Here is a 22,169-nt window from a genome sequence, read left to right on the forward strand (position 1 = left end):
GCAAAGATTAACTATAATTTCATAGATCTAATTCGGGTGGCTAACGGAACTTTTTACAGCGTTATTCTCTTCGAATATAGTATTATAATCATCAAAGGAGCTTTTTATACTCTGCAAACTTTTAGCACTTACATGTTGTATATTTCGGTGGTTTTACTGCTTTTATGGCCCGGTATCTCCCGGATGTATCTCAGATCGGTGCCGCTTTCTAACAGATGAGTGGCGTAACTGTGCCTGAGCCAATGTAGACTAACTTCCTTCTTTATATTAAATTTACTGCTTGCTTGATGGTATTTGGGCTGTATCGCTTCGTATTTTCCAGAATTTACCGCTCCACTCCCCAACAAAGCACATACTCCCCACCCTAAACCCGACAGCACGAATACCGGCCTTTGGGCCTAAGGCCTCGCGCAGTATAAGTAATGGCGGGACTACATTCTCCCAAGAGAGCCAGACCCTGCTTTTCTAAAAAGACAAAATTCATTGACACTAGCATATGAAATAGTATTTTTGCCAAATATTACTCTTTGGTAATATCATGTAATAACACATTTCAATAGACAAACCCATGAGTATTGGTCTTTCCGAACAGGAACTTTATCGCCGTGAGGCATTGCTGGAGCTTCGTAAACTGGGCATAGAGCCCTATCCTGCCGAGGCATATGAGGTAAATGTTACCGCAAGGGACATACATAATAACTACGAGCGCGATAAAACGAGTTATAAGAACATAAGCCTGGCGGGCAGAATAATGACGCGCAGAATTATGGGCAGCGCATCTTTTGCGGAGATTCAGGATTCGACGGGACGGATGCAGGTGTACCTGAAACGCGATGATCTTTGCCCCGGTGAAGACAAGACATTATACAATACGGTGTTTAAAAAGCTGATGGATATCGGCGATTACATCGGTGTGAAGGGTTATGTGTTTACTACGCAAACGGGTGAAATTTCTATCCACGTTACGGAGATGACGCTGCTGGCTAAATCGCTGAAGCCGCTGCCGATTGTGAAGCGTGATGATGAGGGCAATATTTATGATGGTTTTACCGACCCGGAAATGCGTTACCGTCAGCGGTATGTGGATTTGACGGTGAACCCGGATTTAAAACAGATTTTCATGAACCGCAGTAAGGTGATTAACACCATGCGGAGTTATTTTGATAACCAGGGCTGGATGGAAGTGGAAACGCCGATACTTCAGCCGGTGCATGGCGGTGCGGCTGCACGTCCGTTTAAAACGCACCACAATACGCTGGACATGCCTTTGTTTCTGCGCATTGCCAATGAGCTTTACCTGAAGCGCCTGATTGTTGCGGGTTTTGACGGGGTGTATGAGTTCGGCAAGATGTTCCGCAATGAGGGCATGGACCGCACGCACAACCCTGAGTTTACTTCCATGGAGATTTATGTTGCCTACAAGGATTATGTATGGATGATGGCCATGGTGGAGGAATGTTTGGAGAAGGTGGCCCTGGCTATTCATGGTTCCTCAAAGGTGAAAATGGGTGAGCACGTGCTGGAGTTTGCAGGTCCGTATGAGAAACTGACGATGTTTGAGTCGATTGAGAAGTATACGGGCATTGATGTTTCGGCCATGAATGAAGATGAGATGCGTGCAGTTTGCAAAAGCATGAACATTGAAACTGACCCGAGCATGGGCAAGGGTAAATTGATTGATGAAATTTTTGGCGAGAAAGTGGAAGCGAACCTGATTCAGCCTACATATATTACTGATTACCCGGTAGAGATGACTCCGCTGGCGAAAAAGCACCGCAGCAAAGAGGGATTGGTAGAGCGCTTTGAGCTGTTTGTGAATGGTAAAGAGATCGCGAATGCTTATTCGGAGCTCAATGATCCTATCGATCAGCGGGCGCGTTTGGAGGATCAGTTGTTACTGGCCGGTCGGGGTGATGAGGAAGCAATGGCCATGGATGAGGATTTCCTTCGTGCATTAGAATATGGTATGCCGCCTACTGCCGGCTTGGGTATCGGGATCGACCGTTTGGTGATGTTGATGACGAATCAGCATACGATCCAGGAGGTGTTGTTCTTCCCGCAGATGAGACCGGAGAAAAAGGCGAAGGTCGCCTCGGTAGAGGACTTCACGGATATTGGAGTACCTGAGGAATGGGTTCCGGTGTTGATGAAGATGGGATTTAATACGGTCGAGGAGCTGAAGGCGGGGAACCCGAATAAGGTATTTAATGATTTGGGCGGGATGAGGAAGAAGTTGAAGCTGGAGATTGGGATACCGAGTAAAGAGGACGTGAGTAAGTGGTTTGAGTAAAAGTGTGAGGTGGCATGCTGAACTAGTTTCAGCGTTTCACTTTTAGTAATATATTTTAAAATGCCTGCGGGATTCTGCGGGCATTTTTTGTTTGGAGGGTTGGTTTTTATAGGGTTGGCTTGGGCGTGACGACGGCTTTTGCCGGCCTCATTATCGGCTAAGAGGGAAAAAACTTGTATTCACAAAGTTGGCTTTAATACGAGTGAAAAGCTGAAATCAGAAGTTGGGACCTGTAGGTTGAGACTGTTCCTAGGTACTTTCGCCGAAGTTTAACTCTGTGGAGGAGCTGAAGGCGAAAATTCGGATATGTGTCAAAGACGTTTATGAAGGCCAAACTTGTATTCACAGATTTGACTTTAATGCAGTGGAGAAGCTGAAGCCGGGAATCCCCGAAGTTTGGCCTTTATAGGTTAAGATCTTTTTGAGGTACTTTCGCCGCTTATCATTTACAGCGAGTTCAGACAGTGATAAAAAGTAGCTTTAACACATCCGTTAAAGCTACTTTACAGTTACTTCACAATCTGCTTTACAATTTTCTCTTTTTCAAAAATCTTTGGAAGATTCTTCTTTAATTTATTTAAGAGTTAATGATCGCAGACTTAAAGTATTAACAATAACTTAAAGTGTTGTGAATGATTAATTCACAATCAACATCTAATTTTATAATCGAGAAAAGTATACTATGAAACTATCTACAATTGAAATTACTGAAAGCGAATACTTAATTAAGTTAAGTAAAGAAAACTTTGACCTTGCATTTATTAACCAACTGCTGAAACGAATCCAGTCGGAAGTGTTATTCTCTTCTTTTAAAGATACAGATGAGGATATTATCAGCAGAACCGCAAGCTTTGACCGGGGTACTTATTTTAGTCACTTAGACGATAAATAATTTGGAGCTGGTATAAAACCGACTCCAAATCTTTTATTTTTTTTATGGCTTTTATCTACCCCTGAAGCCGCCGCCACCGCCGCCTCTTTGCATTACCGTTTTATCCAACTGAACCATTTGACCCTGCATCATTTTTATCTGCTCTGCCAGAAGTTTGTTTTTGTCGGCTTTTTTAGCTTCTTGTAAATACATCGTCGCTTCACGTTTATTACGCTTCGACATGGCTATTCCGGCAAGACTAAGCTTTGCAAGAGCAATGTTATGATCCATTGTCATACCCATGGAAAGAGCTTTTTTGAAATATTTTTCAGATTGTAAGGGCGCCTTACGGGATTCGATTAACCCGATTAACAGATGATAATAGCCGTGTTGAGCCTGAATAAGCTCTTTTTCGTAATTTTTAATCTGACGTAACCAATGCTCCGCTTTATCCATATTTTCCTTCCGGAGATAAAACTGGGCAATGAGCATTTTCTCATTAAAGAAAAACGTTACTGCTACGGTCAGGGCAAGCAAGATCAATAGAATTCCCCATCCCCAGAAACCGAAAAAAATCAGCGCAATTGCGGATCCAAGAAAGGCAAAAGCTATTATTAACCGTATGAAATTTGGCATTATTTTAATTTCTTAAATTTGTGCTGCAAATATCCGCTTATTTAGCCGCTAAACAAACAAAAACCTAAAAATATGGCAGTTCAATTAGAAGAATCATGGAACGAGGTTTTGAGAGATGAATTTGAAAAGGAATACATGATTAATCTGAAGGCATTTCTTGCACAAGAAAAAAAAGAAGGCAAAATTATTTACCCGCCGGATAACTGTGTTTTTAATGCTTTTGCTCACACTCCCTTTAATAATGTTAAAGCGGTTATTATCGGACAAGACCCATACCACGGCCCTAGCCAGGCACATGGACTGGCATTTTCGGTTCAAAAAGGAGTATCAATCCCTCCGTCCTTACGAAATATTTTCAAAGAGCTGGCGAATGATATTTCAGGATTTAAAATACCGGTAAACGGCGAATTAACAAAGTGGGCGGACGAAGGTGTATTGCTTTTAAATGCGGCCCTGACCGTAAGAGCCGGTGAAGCAGGTTCGCATCAGAAAAAAGGCTGGGAGAAATTTACTGATCAGGCTATAAAAGTACTGTCCGAAAAGCGTGAAGGTATTGTGTTTTTATTATGGGGCAATTATGCTCAATCGAAAGGGGCTTTTATTGATGATAAGAAACATTTTATCTTAAAAGCGACTCATCCCTCTCCTCTTGCCCATGGTTTTATCGGCTGTAAACATTTTTCTAAGACGAATGAGATTCTGGAGAAGGAAGGAAAAAAAGGGATTGACTGGAAGTTAAGTTAGACGGGCTATTATGGTCAACCCTTTCAGGGTTGCCAGGTAAGACATGGGTAATATCCCGGATTGCATCCAAGGTTAAAATATTTAAGACCTTCAGGCTTAGAAGTACCTTTAAAGCTCATAACGTATCCTGAAGGGATACAAACGCAATAACCCTGCATTTCATGCAGGGGAACTATCAACCCTGAAAGGGTTGAATTAACAATAGGGTAGCTAATCCAAATACTTCTCATCGAAAGCAACCCCATGCCCATTCAGCAACGCAATAAATTCTTCTTTGTATGAAGATTTTTCATGGTGTTCCTCCTGATTTTTAACATAATTAATCAGTCGCTCTCTCTCTTTGATTGAATAAGTAATAGCTCCATATCCTTCCTGCCAGCTAACAAAATCAGGAAAAAAGAGATTGTTCTTTAATAAACAAACTATTGGCGATCTTATTATCTTTTATTAAACCCGCTAAGGCGACACAAGGATGCAGATGCGTAACAATATGCAAATGATCTCCCACTCCATTTATACGATACAAGTGACATCTCTTGTTTTGAAGAATGCCCCAAATGTATTTATATAATTGATCACGGTTAGGCTTTAACCTACCAGGCGCTCTGTGTTTAGTGCTAAACACAATCTGATAGTGGAGTTGAGTATAGGTGCTCATAGGTATATTCAACCTTTCCCGGTGTTATTAGGTTCCCGGATCACATCGGGGATTAATAATATTGATGACTTTAGAGGGAGAAATCAATACTCTCCGGGCAATACAGGCTCATTCTTACTGGTAGAGAGTATCATCATAGTTTGAAAGGTTTTAATCACACTTATCCGGCTGATTTTTTCCATGATAAGCTTTTCATATGCCTTAATATCCTTCACATATATTTTCAGAATAAAGTCGCAGCCGCTGGTTACATGATGGCACTCTGTAACCTCTCTGATCTCTTTAATTTCATCAACAAAAGTCTGTATAGCATTGTCGCGATGAAAATCAAGTTGAATCTGGATAAAAGTTTTTATACCCAATCCTAACCGTTCTTCATCCACTATCGCGTGATAGCTTTTTATAAATCCGCCGATTTCTAATTTTCTAACTCTCTCGAGCGTTGGCGCTGGAGACAACCCAATTTGATGGGAAAGTTGCAGGTTGGTAATTCTTCCATTCTCCTGCAGTATCTGAAGAATTTGTAAATCAATTTTATCCGGTTCAAAAGCCATAGAATTATTAATTGTTCCAATATTAAAACAAATTACGAATAAATTTATTTTTTAGACTAATCTAATTTTATTATTAGATTTACAAAACAAACGCACTTATGGCCGATAAAAAATACAGTGAATCTTTAGAAGAAGTACATTCTTCAGTTAATACTTCTGGAAAAACTGCATGGAAAAAACTATTTGCATTTGTAGGTCCGGCATACCTTGTAAGTGTTGGCTACATGGATCCTGGAAATTGGGCTACAGATATTGCAGGAGGAAGCCAGTTTGGTTATAAATTGCTTTGGATTCTGTTAATGTCCAATATTATTGCACTACTTCTTCAATCCCTGAGTGCACGATTAGGAATCGTAAAAGGCCTCGACCTGGCCCAGGCTTCAAGAAATGCCTTTCCTGCATGGGCGAATTATCCATTATATGTACTGGCGCAAATTGCAATTATTGCTTGTGATCTGGCTGAGATTATCGGTATGGCGATAGGACTTAACCTATTATTTAACATGCCTTTAATCTGGGGAATATCAATTACCGTTTTAGATACTTTTCTCTTACTTTTTCTTTTAAACAAAGGCATGCGAATGATGGAAGTTTTCATCGTTTCGATGGTTTTTATTATAGGAATTTCTTTCCTCACAGAGATGTTTATCGTTCAACCTATCTTCGGTGAAGTGGTACGGGGATTAAAACCATCCGCGCTAAGCGGCAACGCGTTGTATATCGCTATCGGAATTATAGGCGCTACAGTTATGCCTCACAATCTTTACCTGCATTCGTCGCTTGTACAAACCCGAAAAATCGAAAAAACAAAAAAGGGTATTCAGGAAGCCTTAAAATTTAATCTAATTGATACAACCATTGCGCTTAACCTGGCGTTTTTGGTAAACGCATCAATTCTTATACTTGCAGCTACAGCTTTTTATAAACATGGTTTTTTTGAGGTTGCAGAAATTCAGGATGCCTATAAATTACTTGAAAATATTTTTGGTTCGCTGGCCCCTACCCTTTTTGCTGTTGCGCTAATCGCCTCCGGACAGAGCTCGACAATAACAGGCACCCTCGCTGGACAAATTGTAATGGAAGGCCATCTGAATCTGCGTATTGCGCCCTGGATAAGAAGACTAATTACCAGGCTTTTAGCAATTACTCCCTGTCTTTTCACCATACTTTATTTCGGTGAAGATTCTTTGGGTGAGTTATTGGTGCTAAGTCAGGTGGTTTTGAGTTTACAATTAGGGTTTGCGATCATACCCCTTATACACTTTACCTCCAGTAAAAAATTAATGAAAGATTTTGCAATAAAACCCTGGGTGAAAGTTCTTGCCTGGATAAGTGCATTTATTATTGTTGGATTGAACGTAAAACTCGTATATGAAGAAATTTATGGCTGGATAATAAGCACCAATAATGCCTGGTGGATCTACGTTTTTGTTTTGCCTGCAACTCTAGCCATTGGATTCCTGATGCTATATGTTTTAATATCACCGCTTGTGAAAAAACCTAAAGCACCTTTAAGTAATCTGCCCCACGGAGAAGCACTTGAAATTGAAGAAGTTGGCAGAATTTCATATTCAAGTATCGGAATACCGGTCGATTTTTCGATAAATGACAGAAATACTATCAGGCATGCGCTTATTCAGGGGGGAAAATCGGCTAATTACTATCTTATTCATATAGTTGAAACCGCAGGAGCCAGATATCATGGTGACGAGGTTATGGATTATGAAACACAAATCGACACCAATAACCTGGAAAAATACAAGCTGAACCTTATAGAGCTGGGATATAAAGCCCATATTTTAATTGGATATGGTAATGCGGCGAATGCCATTGCTTCACTTACAGAAAAAAACGGACTTGATTTACTGGTTATGGGTGCACATGGCCATAAGGGAATTAGTGACTGGATTTTCGGAACTACTTTAGACTCTGTAAGGCATAAAGTTCATATTCCTGTATTGATAGTTCGGTAATGATAACGATAGTTTCCCTCCTGTTTGATTCCTGGTGCCATTGAAATTTGAAAAGCAAATAGAAAGTAAGAATCGGCGCTTCCTAATAATTTCTTTGGTAGAGGTAATAGCTCTATAACAAGGACAATAATTTATCAAAGCGATAGAGTTCCATCAGGTTGAACCTGGTGTACATTTTATTTCAAAAAACCTTTGCATTAAAAAAAAATATTCCCTTACTGATATCATTCTCGGGTAAAACTTTTCCAGGGGACACGGAATAGCTAATACACGAGTGATTTACGCTTCACAGAGTTTATAGAATAAAGTAATGGTTGATAAATTGCGACGCGACTTTCATATCAAACATCAAGGTCCCGTATATTTTACTATACGAGACCTTACTGGTTCTCCGTTTCAATCCAGAGCACTATTATGGATGCTATAATTTCCTCTACTTTAAAACATATCTCAATCCAAAAAAACCTCTGATTCCTTGATTTGGAGCATACATATATGTGGGATCAAAAGTAAGGGCATAGGGATTAGATCCTGTCGCCATCACCTGACCATCTGATTCATACTCAACTTCTTTATCAAAAGGATCGTTAGTCCTCGCAATTATAAATGGATTTCTTCTGATTGGAGTCCAGTTAAGTAAGTTTTTCACTCCCCCATAAAATTCAATCTTTTTAAAACCAGAAAAAGTAAACTGAATATTCTGGATACTCCAAACCGGAGAGTTTTTTTCCCGTGGATCAAGACCTCCAAGTGTTGGGAGAGCCATCGGTCCATATATATTGCCGGTATAATCTACTGCCAATTTCAAATCCTTAATTGGATATGATACAGACCATGTGCCCATCCAGGGTTCAGTCAGCAATTGTTTTGCTTTAATATCATTCTCCTTGCTATAAACATCCATTAATGTAGCGCCCAGCAAGAACTTTAGCCCGCTAGAATATGCAAGGTCAACATTTGCACTTACCCCCTTCGAAATTGCAAATCCATTAAGATTATCATAAATAATTTTATTCGGGTCGGTTTGATAGTCAGCAATAATCCGATTATTAAATCGTGTAAACCAGGCAGAGCCATCAAAAGAAAGAATATTATCTCCCCTCGTTATTATCTTTTTCAAAAAGTTAAGGTTTACATTAAAGGTCTTTTCAGGTTTCAGCTCTTCTTTAATTTCAACAGTTCTTGCACCTGTTAATGCCGCATGGTCTTCAGTAAATAAGTTCACAATACGAAAACCCGTTCCGGCATTCAGCCTTAGAATAGTATTAGCATCAGCTTTCCATTTATAAGCAAACCTCGGAGTGAAAATATTGCCATGATTTGAATTATAATCATAGCGAAGACCCAAAAGAACGTTGTGCTTATCGTGCAGTTTAATTTCATCTTGTAAAAAAACACCTGGTAGCCAGGTTTCGTCGGCTTTTTGAGAAGTTGCTTGTGTATTATCATCATAAAAAGTGTACCTGGTAGCTATTCCGGCTAATAAATCATGACGGTGGATTTTTTTGTCCCAGGTAAGCTGACTAAATGCCACATGTTGTGATGCGATATAAGAAGTTGTTCCATAAACTGAATTCTGCTGATGATTGTTATAAGAAAATGAAACCAATAGCTTCTCCTTAACCGGAAGCTGATATGCTCCAAGCATTTCCCATCTTTTGGTGAAGATACTCTCACCGTATTTTACGTTTCCTCCTCTGTAGTTGCGGTTCCAGCTCATATCACCACCCCACCTGTCTTCATAAAAATATCGTCCGGCAAGTGAAAACAAGCGATTTTCGTTTCGTTCAAATATCCATTTTTGAAACAGAGAGATTCTGTGCTGTAAGGTTACATCAGTGAAATTATCACCATTATTATCAACAGGATTTTGGTAATTATAATAGTTGAGTCCGCTTAATGCTGTTGCCTTACCAGCGTTAAACTTGAATCCTATATCTGTATTTATCTCGTTCCAATTCGTTGAAAACACATCAGCAGAAAAAACAGGAGCATTCTTTGGCGATTTGGTAATAATATTGATCAAACCACCTACCGCTTCAGAACCGTAAAGTGAGGAAGCGGGTCCTTTAACAATTTCTACCCGTTCGATTAAAGAGTTAGGAATGCCTGACAAACCATAAACAGTCGACAAACTACTTACCAATGGCATTCCATCAATTAATACCATTGTATAGGGCCCTTCCAGACCGTTAATATGAATATCTCCCGTATTACAAACATTGCAGTTTAACTGAGGTCTTACCCCGTTAACATTTTGCAAAGCATCAAAAATCGATGGAGTTGGATTTTTTCTAAAAAAAGTGTGATTATATATTTCTACCGGAACAGGACTCTCCAGCCGGCTGACTTCCTTCAATGTTCCTGTAATAACAACTTCGTTCAAATTCGTTTCAGATTTCAACTCTATATCAACAACCTTTAATGTATCATTTTCATTAATACTAATAGATTTAAACAGTGTCTTGTATCCGACCGAGGCGACGCGCAATATAAATTTCCCTGATTTTCCCACTTCTATACTATACCTTCCTGCACTATCAGTTGACTTAATAAGATTTAATTCTGAGATTTTTATGGAAGCCTCTGATACAGGAATGCCGTTACTATTTACTGTTCCGGTAATGGTTTGCGAATACAAATGATTCGTAATCAGCATTAAAAGAACAAATCCAACAAAGTTTTTCATATCTAACTATCAAAATAAGATCAACAAAACTATAAAAATTAGACGAGCCTAACAATTTTAATTTTGTTTTTTTATTACTTTTATAGCCATGCTGTCGTTTACAGAAGAAAACTATTTAAAAGCGCTGCTCCATTTGACTATGGAGATTGAGGATAAAGTGGAGGCCGGAACAAACGAGCTCGCTTTTTTTCTGGGTGTTAAACCCGCAACGGCCACAGATATGCTGAAAAAGCTTAAGGAGAAAAAGTTAATTGATTATGAAAAATATGGAAAGATCTCTCTGTCGGAAAGTGGCCGGAAAAAAGCAATAGAGATTTTAAGGAAACACCGGTTGTGGGAAACGTTCCTTTATGAAAAGCTGGAGTTCACATGGGATGAAGTACACGAAGTAGCAGAACAACTGGAACATATACATTCGCCCAAATTAGTTGATAAACTCGACAAGTTTTTAGGCTTTCCTGAATTTGACCCGCACGGTGATGCAATCCCAAATGCCAAAGGAGAATTAAAACAATCGTCGAAGAAAACTCTTTCTGAAGTAGAAACCGGAGGCAGCTGCAAAATGGTAGCTGTAAAAGATAATACCGCCGCTTTTTTACAATATGTGAGTCAACTAAACCTGGGTATTGATACCCCAATTAAAGTTGTATCCAGACAAGCTTTTGATGGCTCGATGGAAATTATGATAAGTGGTACTAAAATCATGGTATCTCAAAAATTTGCAGAAAATATCCTGATTGTGTAAAAAAAGGACTGCACCCAATCAAAATGAAGAACGATTTAAACGTTAAGAATAAAAAAGCTTATTTCGAATATTATATACTCGAAACATTTACTGCCGGATTGCAATTACTGGGAACCGAAATCAAGTCGATCAGGGAAGGCAAGGTAAATATAAACGATGCTTTCTGTACTTTTTTAAACGATAAACTATATGTAAGGAATATGCATATAGCGGAATACTCTCATGGTTCTTTTTATAATCACGAGCAAAAACGCGACAGAGCTTTGCTATTAAATAAAAAGGAGTTGAGGAAACTTAGGGATAAAGGAGAAGAGAAAGGATTTACAATTGTTCCATTGCGTTTATTCATCAGTGACAGGGGTTTTGCGAAATTAGAGATTGGCATGGCTCAGGGTAAAAAGTTATTCGATAAACGCGATACGATTAAAGACAGAGAGAGTAAAATTGAATTAAGCAGGGTGTTAAAAAGTTAAACCTGGCCTTTAGTGCTTAGTTGTTCAGCAACTCGTTCAAATAAATTTCAATATTGATAGTCCCGAAATACCTGCCCGATGCAGGCGGAAATTCGGGACACAGTTAACTCCCTACCATGCTTTGTCGCCAACCAGGGGAACAAAACGAAAGGTATCCAGCTCAATTTTCTCATAGTCATTTTCACTCACCCGGAAAACAGTTACCATCTTTTGAGAATTTTCATCCCCTACCGGGATGACGCACACGCCACCGATCTTTAATTGCTTTAATAAATCTTCGGGAACAAATGGAGCCCCTGCAGTAACCAGAATTTTATCATATGGAGCGTGCTGAGGAATTCCCCTGGAACCATCTCCCAGGAAAAACTCCGGAGAATATTTCATTTTTTTCAAGAATAGCTTAGCGCGTTCAAAAAGTTTTTCCTGTCGCTCGATAGTGTAAACTTTAGCTTTTAGCTCCAGCAAAACACAGGTTTGATACCCAGACCCGGTGCCGATTTCCAAAACTTTATCGCCGGGTTTTATATGAAGCAGTTGAGTTTGATAAGCCACCGTATAGGGCTGAGATATGGTTTGCCCCTCACCTATCGGGAAAGCGATATCTTTATAAGCCTGGTGCCAGAAGGTTTCGTCAAAAAAGTAATGTCTCGGAACATTTTCAATGGCTTTTAAAACACTTTCATCCTCAATTTTTCGCTCATTTCTAAGAAATGCGACTAATTTTTTTCGTGCCCCTTGCTCGCGATAATTATCAATAAATTTATATGACATTGTTTTACAAAAATAAGCTTTGAAAGCATATCATTGCTCTAAACGATTAAGATAATTTGTCACTCAATATCTTGATTTATTAAATTGCAGGACACTAAGAACTTTTATTACTTTTACGACGTAGCTCTCAAAGTATGAAGAAATCTTTACTCATTTTATTTTCTGTTGTATCCCTGTCTTTACAGGCCCAAATAACCAGGATCGATACAGTTAATACGTCAAACATTAAATTAAATACATCTCAATTTAAAAATCCCCGGCTATTCATGTATACCATTGGTATAAAAGCATATAGCCTTGAAGAATTCCCCAAAGTTTTAAACCAGGTAAATTCGAACGATTATACCACTACAAAAATGAGTGGTATTTTTGTTAAATTAAATGACAATCAGATAAGTTACCGGATTTCAGGAAACTTCTATTCCGATGATATATCTTTTAAAAACGAATGCGAAGAATGTGAAGAGGCTCAGGGCAAGCTAAAGGATTTTTCTGCTAAAATCGGATTCGAGAAAAATTTTATTTATGGAATGATACAACCGTATCTTGCTTTTGATTTGGGTTATAGAAGAAATGCCTTTGATGGGAAAGTTCAAAATGCTTCCACGATAAATTACACAAATCCTTACGAAATAAACTCGTTAAAAAACGGCTTAATAATGTCTCCAAATTTTGGATTAAAATTCAATCCGGTTAACCATCTCACTTTAGCTATTGAAACAGGTATAGGCTTACTATATAGCTATGAAAAACAGGAAAGAATTTATCAGGATGCTAACCGTACGCGTACCTTTAGTGAATTCAGAAAATGGGAATTCCTTTTAAATCCTGTCAGTATGTTTTCTGTTCAGTATAATTTCGGGGTAACTTATTAAGTTTATTAATAGGGGTCAACATCTACCTGCACAAAGGCTCCTTTATTAAGTTTGTTCGTTTCCATGTTAAGTAATACAGAATGAAGAAACTCTTTAACCTTTGCGATTGAAATACCATTTCGCTCAACTTTTATATAAATAGTTTTGATATAATAGTTTCTAATCCTGCTTATCAAAGGTTCTTCCGGACCTAAAACTCTTTTTCCAAGAGTTGATTTAAGCTCCTGAGAAAGTCTGAAGGCGATATCGTATAACAAGGAAGAATCTTTATGTTTAATATCCAGCCTTATTAATCGAAATAAAGGAGGATATAAAAATGTTTTGCGCTCTGATATTTCGCGATTGAACATGCTTTCAAAATCATTAGTAATAACCTGCTCTATGACCCGGTGTGCTGGATTGAATGTTTGAATCACCACTTTGCCAACCTTATCACGCCTCCCAGCCCGCCCCGCAACCTGCGATAATAGCTGAAAACTTCTTTCATAAGCTCTGAAATCAGGATAATTCAACAAACTGTCAGCATTTATAATCCCGATTACGGTTACATTTCCAAAATCAAGACCCTTGGCGACCATTTGTGTGCCAACTAAAACATCAATTTTAGAATCTTCAAAATCTGCAATAAGCTTTTGAAAGCTATTTTTTGAGCGGGTGGCATCCAAATCCATCCGGGCAATTCTTGCTTCAGGAATTATAAACTGCAGGTCTTCCTCAATTCTTTCGGTACCAAATCCCTTTTGTTCTATGTGGGTCGAACCGCAGGCCGGGCACCGGGCTATTGTTTCCTGTTTGTAACCGCAATAATGGCAATGCAACTTCCCGCTGCTCTTGTGATAGGTTAAACTTACATCACAATTAATACATTTAGGTAAATATCCGCAGGTTCGGCAAAGCAAAATCGGGGTATAACCTCTTCTGTTTTGAAACAGAATCACCTGCTCTTTATTTTCCAGGGCAAGTTTTATTTCATTAATCAGGACACTGGTAAAGTTTGACTGAATAGTTTTCTTATTTGTTTCATCAGTTATACTGACGATTTCAATTTGAGGAAGTTGCGCAACTCCGAAGCGTTCTTTCAATTCTATCAACCCATACTTCCCTGTTTTAACATTAAAATAGCTCTCAAGGGATGGTGTAGCCGAACCTAATAAGACTTTGGCCTGATGTACCTGTGAAAGATAAATTGCTGTATCACGGGCATGATAACGTGGCGCCGGATCATATTGCTTGTAGGAAGCCTCATGCTCTTCATCTACAATGATCAAACCTAGTTTAGAAAAAGGTAAGAAAACTGATGAGCGTGCACCGAGAACAATATCATACTCATTTTTTAAAACTTTATTCCAAACTTCTGCACGCTCGTTGTCACTAAAGCGAGAATGATATATTCCGATTTTATTCCCGAAACATCTGCGTAAACGCTCTATCATTTGAGCTGTAAGAGCAATTTCGGGCAACAAATACAAAACTTGCTTCCCCCTTTGTACTGCCTGCTCAATTAGCTTGATATATACCTGGGTCTTCCCCGACGAAGTAATACCATGTAAGAGCACTACATCTTTAGTCAAAAAATACTGATCAATACCGTCAATAGCTTTCTGCTGAGATTCGCTTAATGAAAAATTGTCTGAAATTTCCTGTTCCTCAATTCCTAAGCGGCTAACAATTTTGTCTTCCTGTATCAGGATATCTTTTTCAATAAGCGTTTTCAAAGCCGAGCTACCACATCCCGATTCCTCAAGAATCAGGCTTTTAAGTATCTGAGGACCGGCCCTGCTTAGTTTCAAATAAGCAAGTAAAGCCTCCAGTTGCTTTGGCGCTCGTTCAAGAATCTGAAACAAGGCTTTCCTGTTTTCGGGCTCGTTATACAGATCATTTAAATAAATATATGCCTTTCTACGAGGCTTATACCGGTCTGAAATCTCCTCAGAGATATGAATAATTCCTTTTTCGAACAGGCCCTTTAATAGCGGAAAGACAGTTTTCTGACCAAGGAGACTAGCAATATCGCTAACGCGTAGCTCGGGTTGAATTTCGAGTGCGTCGACTATCAGAAACTCCTTATCACTTAATAAGGCTTTATCATAAACAACATCTTTAAGCAGAATGATTTTAGTCTCACTGGCAAGTTTAAGCGCGGCAGGCAGAGCAGCCTGCATTACTTCCCCTATATAACACATATAATAATCTGCCATCCATTGCCATAAATGCAACTGATTTTGATTTACGATCGGGGTTTCATCCAATACCTCGATGATATATTTAGCCTCATAAAGTAATGGGGGCTCTTCAGTTATATTTAAAATTATCGCGGTATAAATACGGCTTTTCCCGAATTGTACGATAACCCGCTTACCTATCCCGAGACTGTCGTTAAGCGTTTGTGGAATCCGGTATGTATACGTTTTGGATATAGATAAAGGGAGAATAACTTCTACAAAATAGGTTTTCCGGTTACCCGCCCCTTCATTAAACTCAAGCATTTATTTATTCTTTATGGCAGACAGCAGTAAAAAAAACCATCCTAATATTAACAGAAGGCCTCCTATAGGAGTAACAGGGCCCAGAAAAGAAAAGCTCACTCCAATAAGAGCATTAATAGACAATAAATAAATAGAACCTGAAAAAAGAATCATTCCCAGAGTAAATGACCAGTAGGCTATCCTGATAGATCTGCTTCTGTATTTTGAAAAATTTGATAAAAAAAGCAAAGCAAGGGTATGATAGAACTGGTAACTTACAGCAGTTTTCCAGCCTTCGAGAGCGGAAGACGATATATTCTCTTTTAAAGCATGCGCTCCAAAAGCACCTAAAATCACTGCAGCCAATCCAAAAAGTGCAGCTGTAATTATAATTTGCCTATTCATAAACACATCATGATTTGCTAATTTAATAATAGTGATAAGATTTCTTGCTCTTAAAGAGTTAATTTTGCGTAACTGATGAGAAATATAATTTTACTCTGTGCAATTTTATTAGTTGTTATTTTGGCATTGGCAAGTAAGTATTTTACAGACTTAGCCGGAAAAGATGAAAACGTAACAAAGGTGCTGAATTATATCCCGGCGGATGCAGCTTTGGTTTTAAACTTTAAAAACGATGAATCATTCTATGATATTTTTAAAGATTATCAACTTTTTAAAGCGATAATGGGAGAAAATCGCACAGATGAAATTAACCAGTTAAAACTTCTGCTGCTAGAACAAACCAGTTTGGCAGAAATCGCTGCAGACAAAAATATTTTTTTATCCTTTCATCCAACAGCTGATTCAGTAGAATTTCTTTATAGTATAAACCTTGATAACAAATACTCCACAACAGATTTAAAAGAATCGATGCTGGAAATTAAAGATTTTGAAGTTAAGCCATCTGGCAAAAACATTTATAAAATTCAAAGCTCAACACTTAGGAAACCATTTTATATATTTCTTGAAGAAGGTGTAGCAATCGCGAGCTTCTCTGATGCTCTTTTAACTAAATGTGTAAATGAAAAAGGCAGCGAAGAAAACAAGAGTTTCATAAATGAAATAGGTAAAACCAGCAGCAAAAACCTTAATTCTCCCGTAAACTTATTTATTAACCACAAGACAGGTCCCGCCTACCTGCAAAAATTCTTTAGAGGTAAGTTAAGTGGCAATTCAGCATTATTAAATAATCTGAATGGGATCTCATCTTTAAGTATGAACTTCAAAAGTGATGCATTAATGTTTAATGGCATCAGCTATACAGATACACTATCACCAAATTATTTGAATTTATTTCTTCATCAAAAAGCTGTACCGAATCAAATTAAAAAAGTATTACCTGAAAACACTTCAAATTTCATTGCATTCGGATTGTCGGATGTACGAAAATTTCATTCAGATCTAAAGACATATTTTGGGAAACGTGGCGAATTAAAAAATTTAGAAAATAAATTAAAGCTTATTCAATCAAAAACCGGAGTTAACCCCGACCGGGATATTAAACCTTTTTTCGATAAGGAATTTGTAACGATTGAAAATTCTTATGGCGAAAAATTTGTTATAATTAAGGTTTCAAACGGCAGAAATATAAATTTCAAATTACAATTAATCAGCACACTTGTAAATGAACAGATTAGTAAAATAAATCACAGCGAATTATTTTATTACTATTTTGGAGATCCGTTAAAGAATTTCCCAATGCCGTACTTCGCTGTTGCTGATAATTACCTGATTGTAGCAAACACTCCCGGAATTATTTCTAACTTTTTATCCATATATCAAAAAGATCTCTTTTTGTCCCATAAAGATTCTTTTAAACTGTACGATCAGCTTGTAGCTAACCAAAGTAACATTTTATACTTTATTAATATTAATAACTCCAGGCGTGTTATTAATTCTACTTTACGGTCAAATTATGCAAAACCCTTTAATAATGAGGCCTTTGGATTAAAAAATTTTTATGGATTATCGTGCCAATGGACAGGAGACGAAGATCACTTCTCTACTAATTTATATTTAAGTTATAACTCTTCAGACAGTATTGCGTTAAACAGATAGTAAAACACACCACTACTATTTAATGAAGAAGCATCTTCTCTTATTCTCTTTTCTCGTCCTAACATTTTCAGTAAGCTACGGCCAGTTTAATCTCTACAACACCCGTACTCTTTATGACACCTTCGAAAATCCTTCGCAAAAGGCTTTTTATGCCGACAGCAGTAAAAAATATGCTTTCAATTTTTTCATGCCCACTCTTAGTATAAACGGTACAGTAACAGGTGAAGGACAAACATCTCTAAAAAAACTGATGTATAAAGAGACTTTGGATGCCAATGGCTTAACATTAGGAGAAGAAAAACTGAACAAGGTTTCCCTAAATGAAAATACTTATTTAGCCATGTTCAGGATTTTCAAATCCGTGAAACATCACAGGGAAATGGGTATAGCATGGCAAATCAGATCCGATACTTATGGAGAGGTTACAAATGAGAGTATCGCTATTTTTCATAACTATAAACTTTTCAATAAATCATCTTATCTAAACCCATTTAACAATAACGCGACCACTCTCAACTACCATCAATTTAGCCTTAACTACAGAGAAGATATAAATAAGCGATTGGGATTAGGATTTAAGCTGAGCTACTTAAGCGGAATTCTGCATAGCAAACTTCGAATCGATTCTTCGACCTTAAATATTAACCAGGCTCAGGATTCATATGACTTATCGTTACATGGCAAGTTTAGAAGCAGTATTTCTTATAATCAGACAGAAAGCAAAATGTTGTATCCTGGCTTACAAAACCCGGGGGCAGCTATAAGCCTGAGTGCAAATTATAAACTTAGGGGCGGATGGTATATTCTAGGAAATCTGAAGGATCTGGGATTTATTAAATGGAACAAGAAGAACACCTTCACTTACACCTTTGATGATACTATTACTGTTCCATCTGCATCAATACCCAATTCTGACGAACGTTTAATTACCGAAATTGAAGATTTGTTTGATCAGGGCTCTGATTATAAATCCTATACCACACTGATAAATGGCAAGGCTGAGATGTTGATTAGCAAAGATATGGGCAGCTATCAACCCAATCTGTTAATCTCAAAAAAACTCTTTTATAAAGGGGCCGATATCGCACTGATAAATCGTTTCAAGCACCGGGCAATGAACTTCAGCCTTTCTACGGCATATAGCCAGAATAATCACTTTCAGATCGGAGGCCAGTTTATGCTAAAATCTCCTAATGCTGAGTTTTTTATTGGTAGCGACCAGCTCCTGAATTCATATTATACAACCAAAGGGGCTCTGGCGTCTGATGAAAACATTGGTAAAGGCAATATGGCAGCTTCAGTTTATTTCGGCTTTGCTGTTAAGTTTGGCCCTTTAATGGAAAGACAACAAAACGCTAATAATATTCCCGGAATTGTAAGTCCGGTCAGATCAGGTTTCTTATATCGCTTGCTTAACTAAAAGACCGGGGCGGGGTTACTTCTTTCTGGGTTGAGTGACTAAAAAATCTTTGAGATAAAAAGGTTCAAAATAAGCCACATCTTCAAACTCCTTTTGTTGAAATTTAAATGCTGCCATAAAACTTAAATCTTTAGCAGAGTTAAGAAATTCAGGTACAAATATGGCATTAGGTTTCCCAGCTAAAACTTCCTGACATTTCATGGCACCATCACCAAAAAATACTATCTGCTGATTTTTCAGCAAGTCTGAGAATGAGTCTTCATCAATGATTCTGGCTTCAACTGGCATTACTTCTTCAATTTGATAGTCAAAAACTGCTGAATATACTTCCATCCTACGGGCATCAATCATTGGACAGTACAATACTGATTTATCATTATATGAAGAAATAAACCCATAGGACATAGCCTGAAGAGTGTTTATTGCAAGAAGTGGCAGATCTAAGGCATAACATAGTCCCTTCGCAGTAGAAACACCAATACGGAGGCCCGTATATGAACCCGGCCCCATACTTACAGCAACAGCATCCAGATCTTTCATACTGTATCCGGTTTGAACCATCACGTCTTCAATATAGAGGGTTAAATGACTGGCATGAACATTCCTTTCCGTTAATTCCTTAACGGCAATGGTCTTTCCATCAATGGATAATGCTACTGAACAGGAGATTGTCGAAGTTTCTAATTGAAGTATGAGTGCCATTTAACGTGCAAAGATGCAAATAAAAGCTAATATTATGGAACAGGATCATGACCATGTCCTCCCCATGGATGACAGCGCGAAATACGTTTCAAAGTTAGCCACAAGCCTTTAAACGGACCATGTTTTTTGATCGCTTCAACACCATATTGGGAGCAGGTTGGAGTATACCGGCATGATGCACCCAGAAGCGGTGATAACAGATACTGGTACAGTTTAATCAACAAAAGAAAAAACCAGCTCAATGCATCCTTTAAATAATTAAGGGGAGTCATGCTTCGCATAAGATTCAACTAGTTTTCCGAGGGCTTGCTTCAACTTTTTTTCAATAAATTGAAATTCGGTAATTTCTTTACCGATATAGTGAATGCTGATAATCAGATATAAATTTCTCTCTCTTAGAAAAGAATATAAGGAAGCATCCTTGTTCAGGCGATAAGCCTCCCTGACACGTCTTTTGATTAGATTTCTATCGACTGCGCGCTTAAACTTACGTTTAGACACCGCAATAACTACTTGTGCAGGAGAGTCTGCAAGCAAAGTTTCAGGAATAGAAACTATACGAAAAGGGTAAACTAAAAAAGAAGAACCGGTATGAAAAAGCTTCTCTAAAAGCTTTTTACTGCATAACCGTTCTTCTTTATTAAATGTGTACATTTTGATTGCGTTAACCTTTATTTGCAGATTTTCTCTGCAGAATCCGCCGTAACGGCCAGGACTGCAATCAAAAACTATGCTTTATGACGATGTTCGCTGGAAACGCTTAATTTCCTTCTGCCTTTTGCTCTACGAGCAGCTAATACTCTTCTACCGTTAGCTGTACTCATACGCTCTCTGAATCCGTGCTTATTTCTTCTTTTTCTTTGAGAAGGCTGGAATGTTCTTTTCATGACTTATATAAAACTCTAAAATGTAGCTCTTAAAAACAAGAGTGCAAATATAGGAGGATTTTTTCTCAAAGCAAATTCAAACTGGAATATTTTGAATCTAAAAACTAATTGCTCTTCAATTATATCGTAAAGATAAGGTTAAAAAATATCCGATAACTAAATGCCATCCTTTTCAAATATGCATTTCCGCATAGTGACTAAACTAAATTTAGCTAAATTTGCAGGATGGAGCAGGCTTCACAGCTTACAGAATTTGGTAAGATCTTTATCTTTCTGATTATCGGAATAGTACTTGTTTGTGCTACCTTATTCTTGTCTAAACTATTGGCACTAAACAAACCAACGCCTCTCAAGCTATCATCATATGAATGCGGGGAAGAGCCAAGTGGTAATTCCTGGGTTCAATTCAACTCCAGATTCTATGTAATCGCGTTAATATTTTTATTATTCGATGTGGAAATGATCTTTATTTTTCCATGGACGACCGTATTTGCACAGAAAAGCTTGATTGCCGCCAGTTCGTTGTGGGGATGGCTTACCTTCACAGAGATGTTTATTTTTGTGGGAATTTTACTTATAGGGTTAGTTTATGTCTGGCGCAAAGGAGATCTGGACTGGATCAGACCAGAACAGAAACTTCCGGTTGTTGAGCATAAAATTCCTCTTTCTGTATACGATAAAATCAATACTGAAATTTATACTGTAAAACCTTTTTCAATAAATAACAACATTAACGAGGAAGCTATAGCTCAATCGCCTGCTGTGTCTACATCATCAAAACCGGCATTTAAGCCAACATTCAGAAAACCACCGCAATCATGAGTTTAGAGAAAATGTCACAGGATGGTGGGGTTATCATTACAAAAATAGATGACCTGTTAAATTGGGCCCGCTTATCTTCACTTTGGCCCGTGAGTTTTGGTATTGCATGCTGCGCCATCGAAATGATGGGTTCTTATGCATCAACTTTTGACTTTGATCGTCTGGGAGTTTTTCCACGTCCATCACCAAGGCAATCTGATGTAATAATAATCGCCGGAACAGTAACCTTTAAAATGGCAGAAAGAATAAAAAGGCTTTATGAACAGATGCCCGAACCAAAATATGTTATTTCTATGGGTTCGTGTTCAAACTGCGGCGGCCCGTACTGGCAGCATGGCTATCATGTGGTGAAAGGTGTTGACAGAATTATTCCCGTTGATGTATATGTTCAGGGATGCCCTCCAAGACCGGAATCCTTGATCGGAGCTATTATTGAGTTACAGAAAAAAATACAGGAAGAAAGCTTGTTAACATCAAAATAAACAACATACAATCAATATTTAATATTTAAATTTTTGACTTAATACATTGAC

The 22,169-nt window shown here is 38.1% G+C and carries 23 protein-coding genes; 11 read left to right on the forward strand and 12 right to left on the reverse strand.

From position 1 onward, the window contains the following. Positions 1 to 128: 128 nt before the first annotated feature. On the reverse strand, positions 129 to 380 hold the full coding sequence (locus tag WG906_RS07515; RefSeq protein ID WP_339991944.1) for a tyrosine-type recombinase/integrase: 252 nt from the start codon (positions 378 to 380) through the stop codon (positions 129 to 131). A 188-nt stretch (positions 381 to 568) separates the two neighbouring features. Between WG906_RS07515 and lysS the strand changes: the two genes are divergently transcribed. Both lysS and WG906_RS07525 read left to right on the forward strand, forming a co-directional pair. Further along, positions 569 to 2,290 carry a lysine--tRNA ligase gene (lysS, locus tag WG906_RS07520; RefSeq protein ID WP_339991945.1) on the forward strand — a complete coding sequence of 574 codons (1,722 nt, stop codon included), beginning with the start codon at positions 569 to 571 and terminating at the stop codon, positions 2,288 to 2,290. Between the two features lie 682 nt (positions 2,291 to 2,972). Next, positions 2,973 to 3,182 (forward strand): hypothetical protein, encoded by a 210-nt coding sequence (locus WG906_RS07525; protein ID WP_339991946.1) that lies wholly within the window; start codon positions 2,973 to 2,975, stop codon positions 3,180 to 3,182. 51 nt (positions 3,183 to 3,233) lie between these two features. On the opposite strand, the gene WG906_RS07530 is transcribed toward WG906_RS07525, so the two are convergent. After that, positions 3,234 to 3,797 (reverse strand): tetratricopeptide repeat protein, encoded by a 564-nt coding sequence (locus WG906_RS07530; protein ID WP_339991947.1) that lies wholly within the window; start codon positions 3,795 to 3,797, stop codon positions 3,234 to 3,236. 72 nt (positions 3,798 to 3,869) lie between these two features. Here WG906_RS07530 and ung point away from each other — a divergent pair, with 72 nt between their 5' ends. Next, complete coding sequence (gene ung / locus WG906_RS07535) at positions 3,870 to 4,541, forward strand: uracil-DNA glycosylase (RefSeq protein ID WP_339991948.1); 672 nt, start codon at positions 3,870 to 3,872, stop codon at positions 4,539 to 4,541. Positions 4,542 to 4,929: 388 nt separating this feature from the next. Here ung and WG906_RS19450 read toward each other — a convergent pair whose 3' ends face one another. Both WG906_RS19450 and WG906_RS07540 read right to left on the reverse strand, forming a co-directional pair. After that, positions 4,930 to 5,199: a transposase gene (locus WG906_RS19450; protein WP_431844468.1), complete on the reverse strand. Its 270-nt coding sequence runs from the start codon at positions 5,197 to 5,199 to the stop codon at positions 4,930 to 4,932. An 83-nt stretch (positions 5,200 to 5,282) separates the two neighbouring features. Continuing rightward, on the reverse strand, positions 5,283 to 5,753 hold the full coding sequence (locus WG906_RS07540) for an Lrp/AsnC family transcriptional regulator (RefSeq protein WP_339991949.1): 471 nt from the start codon (positions 5,751 to 5,753) through the stop codon (positions 5,283 to 5,285). Between the two features lie 98 nt (positions 5,754 to 5,851). Between WG906_RS07540 and WG906_RS07545 the strand changes: the two genes are divergently transcribed. Beyond that, positions 5,852 to 7,726, forward strand: a complete 1,875-nt coding sequence (locus tag WG906_RS07545; protein ID WP_339991950.1) for an Nramp family divalent metal transporter — start codon at positions 5,852 to 5,854, stop codon at positions 7,724 to 7,726. A 433-nt stretch (positions 7,727 to 8,159) separates the two neighbouring features. Here the strand turns inward: WG906_RS07545 and WG906_RS07550 are convergent, their stop codons facing one another. Continuing rightward, positions 8,160 to 10,415 carry a TonB-dependent receptor gene (locus WG906_RS07550; RefSeq protein WP_339991951.1) on the reverse strand — a complete coding sequence of 752 codons (2,256 nt, stop codon included), beginning with the start codon at positions 10,413 to 10,415 and terminating at the stop codon, positions 8,160 to 8,162. 88 nt (positions 10,416 to 10,503) lie between these two features. Between WG906_RS07550 and WG906_RS07555 the strand changes: the two genes are divergently transcribed. Both WG906_RS07555 and smpB read left to right on the forward strand, forming a co-directional pair. Next, entirely contained in the window at positions 10,504 to 11,160 is a 657-nt protein-coding gene (locus tag WG906_RS07555; RefSeq protein WP_339991952.1) for a metal-dependent transcriptional regulator, read from the forward strand. A gap of 23 nt (positions 11,161 to 11,183) precedes the next feature. Beyond that, complete coding sequence (gene smpB / locus WG906_RS07560; protein ID WP_339991954.1) at positions 11,184 to 11,633, forward strand: SsrA-binding protein SmpB; 450 nt, start codon at positions 11,184 to 11,186, stop codon at positions 11,631 to 11,633. Between the two features lie 111 nt (positions 11,634 to 11,744). Here smpB and WG906_RS07565 read toward each other — a convergent pair whose 3' ends face one another. Next, positions 11,745 to 12,404, reverse strand: coding sequence for a protein-L-isoaspartate(D-aspartate) O-methyltransferase (locus WG906_RS07565; protein ID WP_339991955.1), 660 nt, complete (start codon positions 12,402 to 12,404; stop codon positions 11,745 to 11,747). Between the two features lie 134 nt (positions 12,405 to 12,538). On the opposite strand from WG906_RS07565, the gene WG906_RS07570 reads away from it, so the two are divergent. After that, positions 12,539 to 13,279 carry a hypothetical protein gene (locus WG906_RS07570; protein WP_339991956.1) on the forward strand — a complete coding sequence of 247 codons (741 nt, stop codon included), beginning with the start codon at positions 12,539 to 12,541 and terminating at the stop codon, positions 13,277 to 13,279. A gap of 5 nt (positions 13,280 to 13,284) precedes the next feature. Here WG906_RS07570 and priA read toward each other — a convergent pair whose 3' ends face one another. Both priA and WG906_RS07580 read right to left on the reverse strand, forming a co-directional pair. Further along, positions 13,285 to 15,765 carry a replication restart helicase PriA gene (priA, locus tag WG906_RS07575; protein ID WP_339991957.1) on the reverse strand — a complete coding sequence of 827 codons (2,481 nt, stop codon included), beginning with the start codon at positions 15,763 to 15,765 and terminating at the stop codon, positions 13,285 to 13,287. Further along, positions 15,766 to 16,149, reverse strand: coding sequence for a DUF423 domain-containing protein (locus WG906_RS07580; RefSeq protein WP_339991958.1), 384 nt, complete (start codon positions 16,147 to 16,149; stop codon positions 15,766 to 15,768). It abuts the gene before it with no gap. A 75-nt stretch (positions 16,150 to 16,224) separates the two neighbouring features. On the opposite strand from WG906_RS07580, the gene WG906_RS07585 reads away from it, so the two are divergent. Then, positions 16,225 to 17,805: a hypothetical protein gene (locus WG906_RS07585; protein ID WP_339991959.1), complete on the forward strand. Its 1,581-nt coding sequence runs from the start codon at positions 16,225 to 16,227 to the stop codon at positions 17,803 to 17,805. A gap of 22 nt (positions 17,806 to 17,827) precedes the next feature. After that, a complete protein-coding gene (locus tag WG906_RS07590) occupies positions 17,828 to 19,225 on the forward strand; it encodes a DUF5723 family protein (RefSeq protein WP_339991960.1) in 1,398 nt (465 codons plus the stop codon). A gap of 15 nt (positions 19,226 to 19,240) precedes the next feature. On the opposite strand, the gene tsaB is transcribed toward WG906_RS07590, so the two are convergent. From tsaB to rpmH, 4 genes are all read right to left on the reverse strand, one after another. After that, entirely contained in the window at positions 19,241 to 19,927 is a 687-nt protein-coding gene (gene tsaB, locus WG906_RS07595; protein WP_339991961.1) for a tRNA (adenosine(37)-N6)-threonylcarbamoyltransferase complex dimerization subunit type 1 TsaB, read from the reverse strand. Between the two features lie 32 nt (positions 19,928 to 19,959). Beyond that, the gene (gene yidD, locus WG906_RS07600; RefSeq protein ID WP_339991962.1) at positions 19,960 to 20,199 is read right to left on the reverse strand and encodes a membrane protein insertion efficiency factor YidD; all 240 of its coding nucleotides are present in this window, start codon (positions 20,197 to 20,199) and stop codon (positions 19,960 to 19,962) included. Next, a complete protein-coding gene (locus WG906_RS07605; RefSeq protein WP_339991963.1) occupies positions 20,186 to 20,581 on the reverse strand; it encodes a ribonuclease P protein component in 396 nt (131 codons plus the stop codon). The genes yidD and WG906_RS07605 overlap by 14 nt, the downstream gene beginning before the upstream one ends. A 74-nt stretch (positions 20,582 to 20,655) precedes the next feature. Next, positions 20,656 to 20,814 (reverse strand): 50S ribosomal protein L34, encoded by a 159-nt coding sequence (gene rpmH, locus WG906_RS07610; RefSeq protein WP_339991965.1) that lies wholly within the window; start codon positions 20,812 to 20,814, stop codon positions 20,656 to 20,658. 225 nt (positions 20,815 to 21,039) lie between these two features. Between rpmH and WG906_RS07615 the strand changes: the two genes are divergently transcribed. Further along, entirely contained in the window at positions 21,040 to 21,636 is a 597-nt protein-coding gene (locus WG906_RS07615) for an NADH-quinone oxidoreductase subunit A (RefSeq protein ID WP_339991966.1), read from the forward strand. Next, positions 21,633 to 22,118 (forward strand): NADH-quinone oxidoreductase subunit B, encoded by a 486-nt coding sequence (locus tag WG906_RS07620; protein WP_339991968.1) that lies wholly within the window; start codon positions 21,633 to 21,635, stop codon positions 22,116 to 22,118. The genes WG906_RS07615 and WG906_RS07620 overlap by 4 nt, the downstream gene beginning before the upstream one ends. Positions 22,119 to 22,169 lie beyond the last annotated feature (51 nt).

This window comes from Pedobacter superstes, assembly GCF_037622515.1.
Lineage (GTDB): Bacteria > Bacteroidota > Bacteroidia > Sphingobacteriales > Sphingobacteriaceae > Paradesertivirga > Paradesertivirga superstes.

Bases quoted from the DNA above. Each gene is read 5' to 3' on its own strand.
- WG906_RS07590 (WP_339991960.1), top strand. From the start codon at position 17,828: ATGAAGAAGCATCTTCTCTTATTCTCTTTTCTCGTCCTAACATTTTCA.
- yidD (WP_339991962.1), bottom strand. From the start codon at position 20,199: ATGACTCCCCTTAATTATTTAAAGGATGCATTGAGCTGGTTTTTTCTT.
- tsaB (WP_339991961.1), bottom strand. From the start codon at position 19,927: ATGGCACTCATACTTCAATTAGAAACTTCGACAATCTCCTGTTCAGTA.
- WG906_RS07570 (WP_339991956.1), top strand. From the start codon at position 12,539: ATGAAGAAATCTTTACTCATTTTATTTTCTGTTGTATCCCTGTCTTTA.
- WG906_RS07550 (WP_339991951.1), bottom strand. From the start codon at position 10,415: ATGAAAAACTTTGTTGGATTTGTTCTTTTAATGCTGATTACGAATCAT.
- WG906_RS07530 (WP_339991947.1), bottom strand. From the start codon at position 3,797: ATGCCAAATTTCATACGGTTAATAATAGCTTTTGCCTTTCTTGGATCC.
- rpmH (WP_339991965.1), bottom strand. From the start codon at position 20,814: ATGAAAAGAACATTCCAGCCTTCTCAAAGAAAAAGAAGAAATAAGCAC.
- WG906_RS19450 (WP_431844468.1), bottom strand. From the start codon at position 5,199: ATGAGCACCTATACTCAACTCCACTATCAGATTGTGTTTAGCACTAAA.
- WG906_RS07545 (WP_339991950.1), top strand. From the start codon at position 5,852: ATGGCCGATAAAAAATACAGTGAATCTTTAGAAGAAGTACATTCTTCA.
- WG906_RS07540 (WP_339991949.1), bottom strand. From the start codon at position 5,753: ATGGCTTTTGAACCGGATAAAATTGATTTACAAATTCTTCAGATACTG.
- WG906_RS07615 (WP_339991966.1), top strand. From the start codon at position 21,040: ATGGAGCAGGCTTCACAGCTTACAGAATTTGGTAAGATCTTTATCTTT.
- WG906_RS07565 (WP_339991955.1), bottom strand. From the start codon at position 12,404: ATGTCATATAAATTTATTGATAATTATCGCGAGCAAGGGGCACGAAAA.
- WG906_RS07555 (WP_339991952.1), top strand. From the start codon at position 10,504: ATGCTGTCGTTTACAGAAGAAAACTATTTAAAAGCGCTGCTCCATTTG.
- priA (WP_339991957.1), bottom strand. From the start codon at position 15,765: ATGCTTGAGTTTAATGAAGGGGCGGGTAACCGGAAAACCTATTTTGTA.
- WG906_RS07525 (WP_339991946.1), top strand. From the start codon at position 2,973: ATGAAACTATCTACAATTGAAATTACTGAAAGCGAATACTTAATTAAG.
- WG906_RS07585 (WP_339991959.1), top strand. From the start codon at position 16,225: ATGAGAAATATAATTTTACTCTGTGCAATTTTATTAGTTGTTATTTTG.
- smpB (WP_339991954.1), top strand. From the start codon at position 11,184: ATGAAGAACGATTTAAACGTTAAGAATAAAAAAGCTTATTTCGAATAT.
- lysS (WP_339991945.1), top strand. From the start codon at position 569: ATGAGTATTGGTCTTTCCGAACAGGAACTTTATCGCCGTGAGGCATTG.
- WG906_RS07620 (WP_339991968.1), top strand. From the start codon at position 21,633: ATGAGTTTAGAGAAAATGTCACAGGATGGTGGGGTTATCATTACAAAA.
- ung (WP_339991948.1), top strand. From the start codon at position 3,870: ATGGCAGTTCAATTAGAAGAATCATGGAACGAGGTTTTGAGAGATGAA.
- WG906_RS07605 (WP_339991963.1), bottom strand. From the start codon at position 20,581: ATGTACACATTTAATAAAGAAGAACGGTTATGCAGTAAAAAGCTTTTA.
- WG906_RS07580 (WP_339991958.1), bottom strand. From the start codon at position 16,149: ATGAATAGGCAAATTATAATTACAGCTGCACTTTTTGGATTGGCTGCA.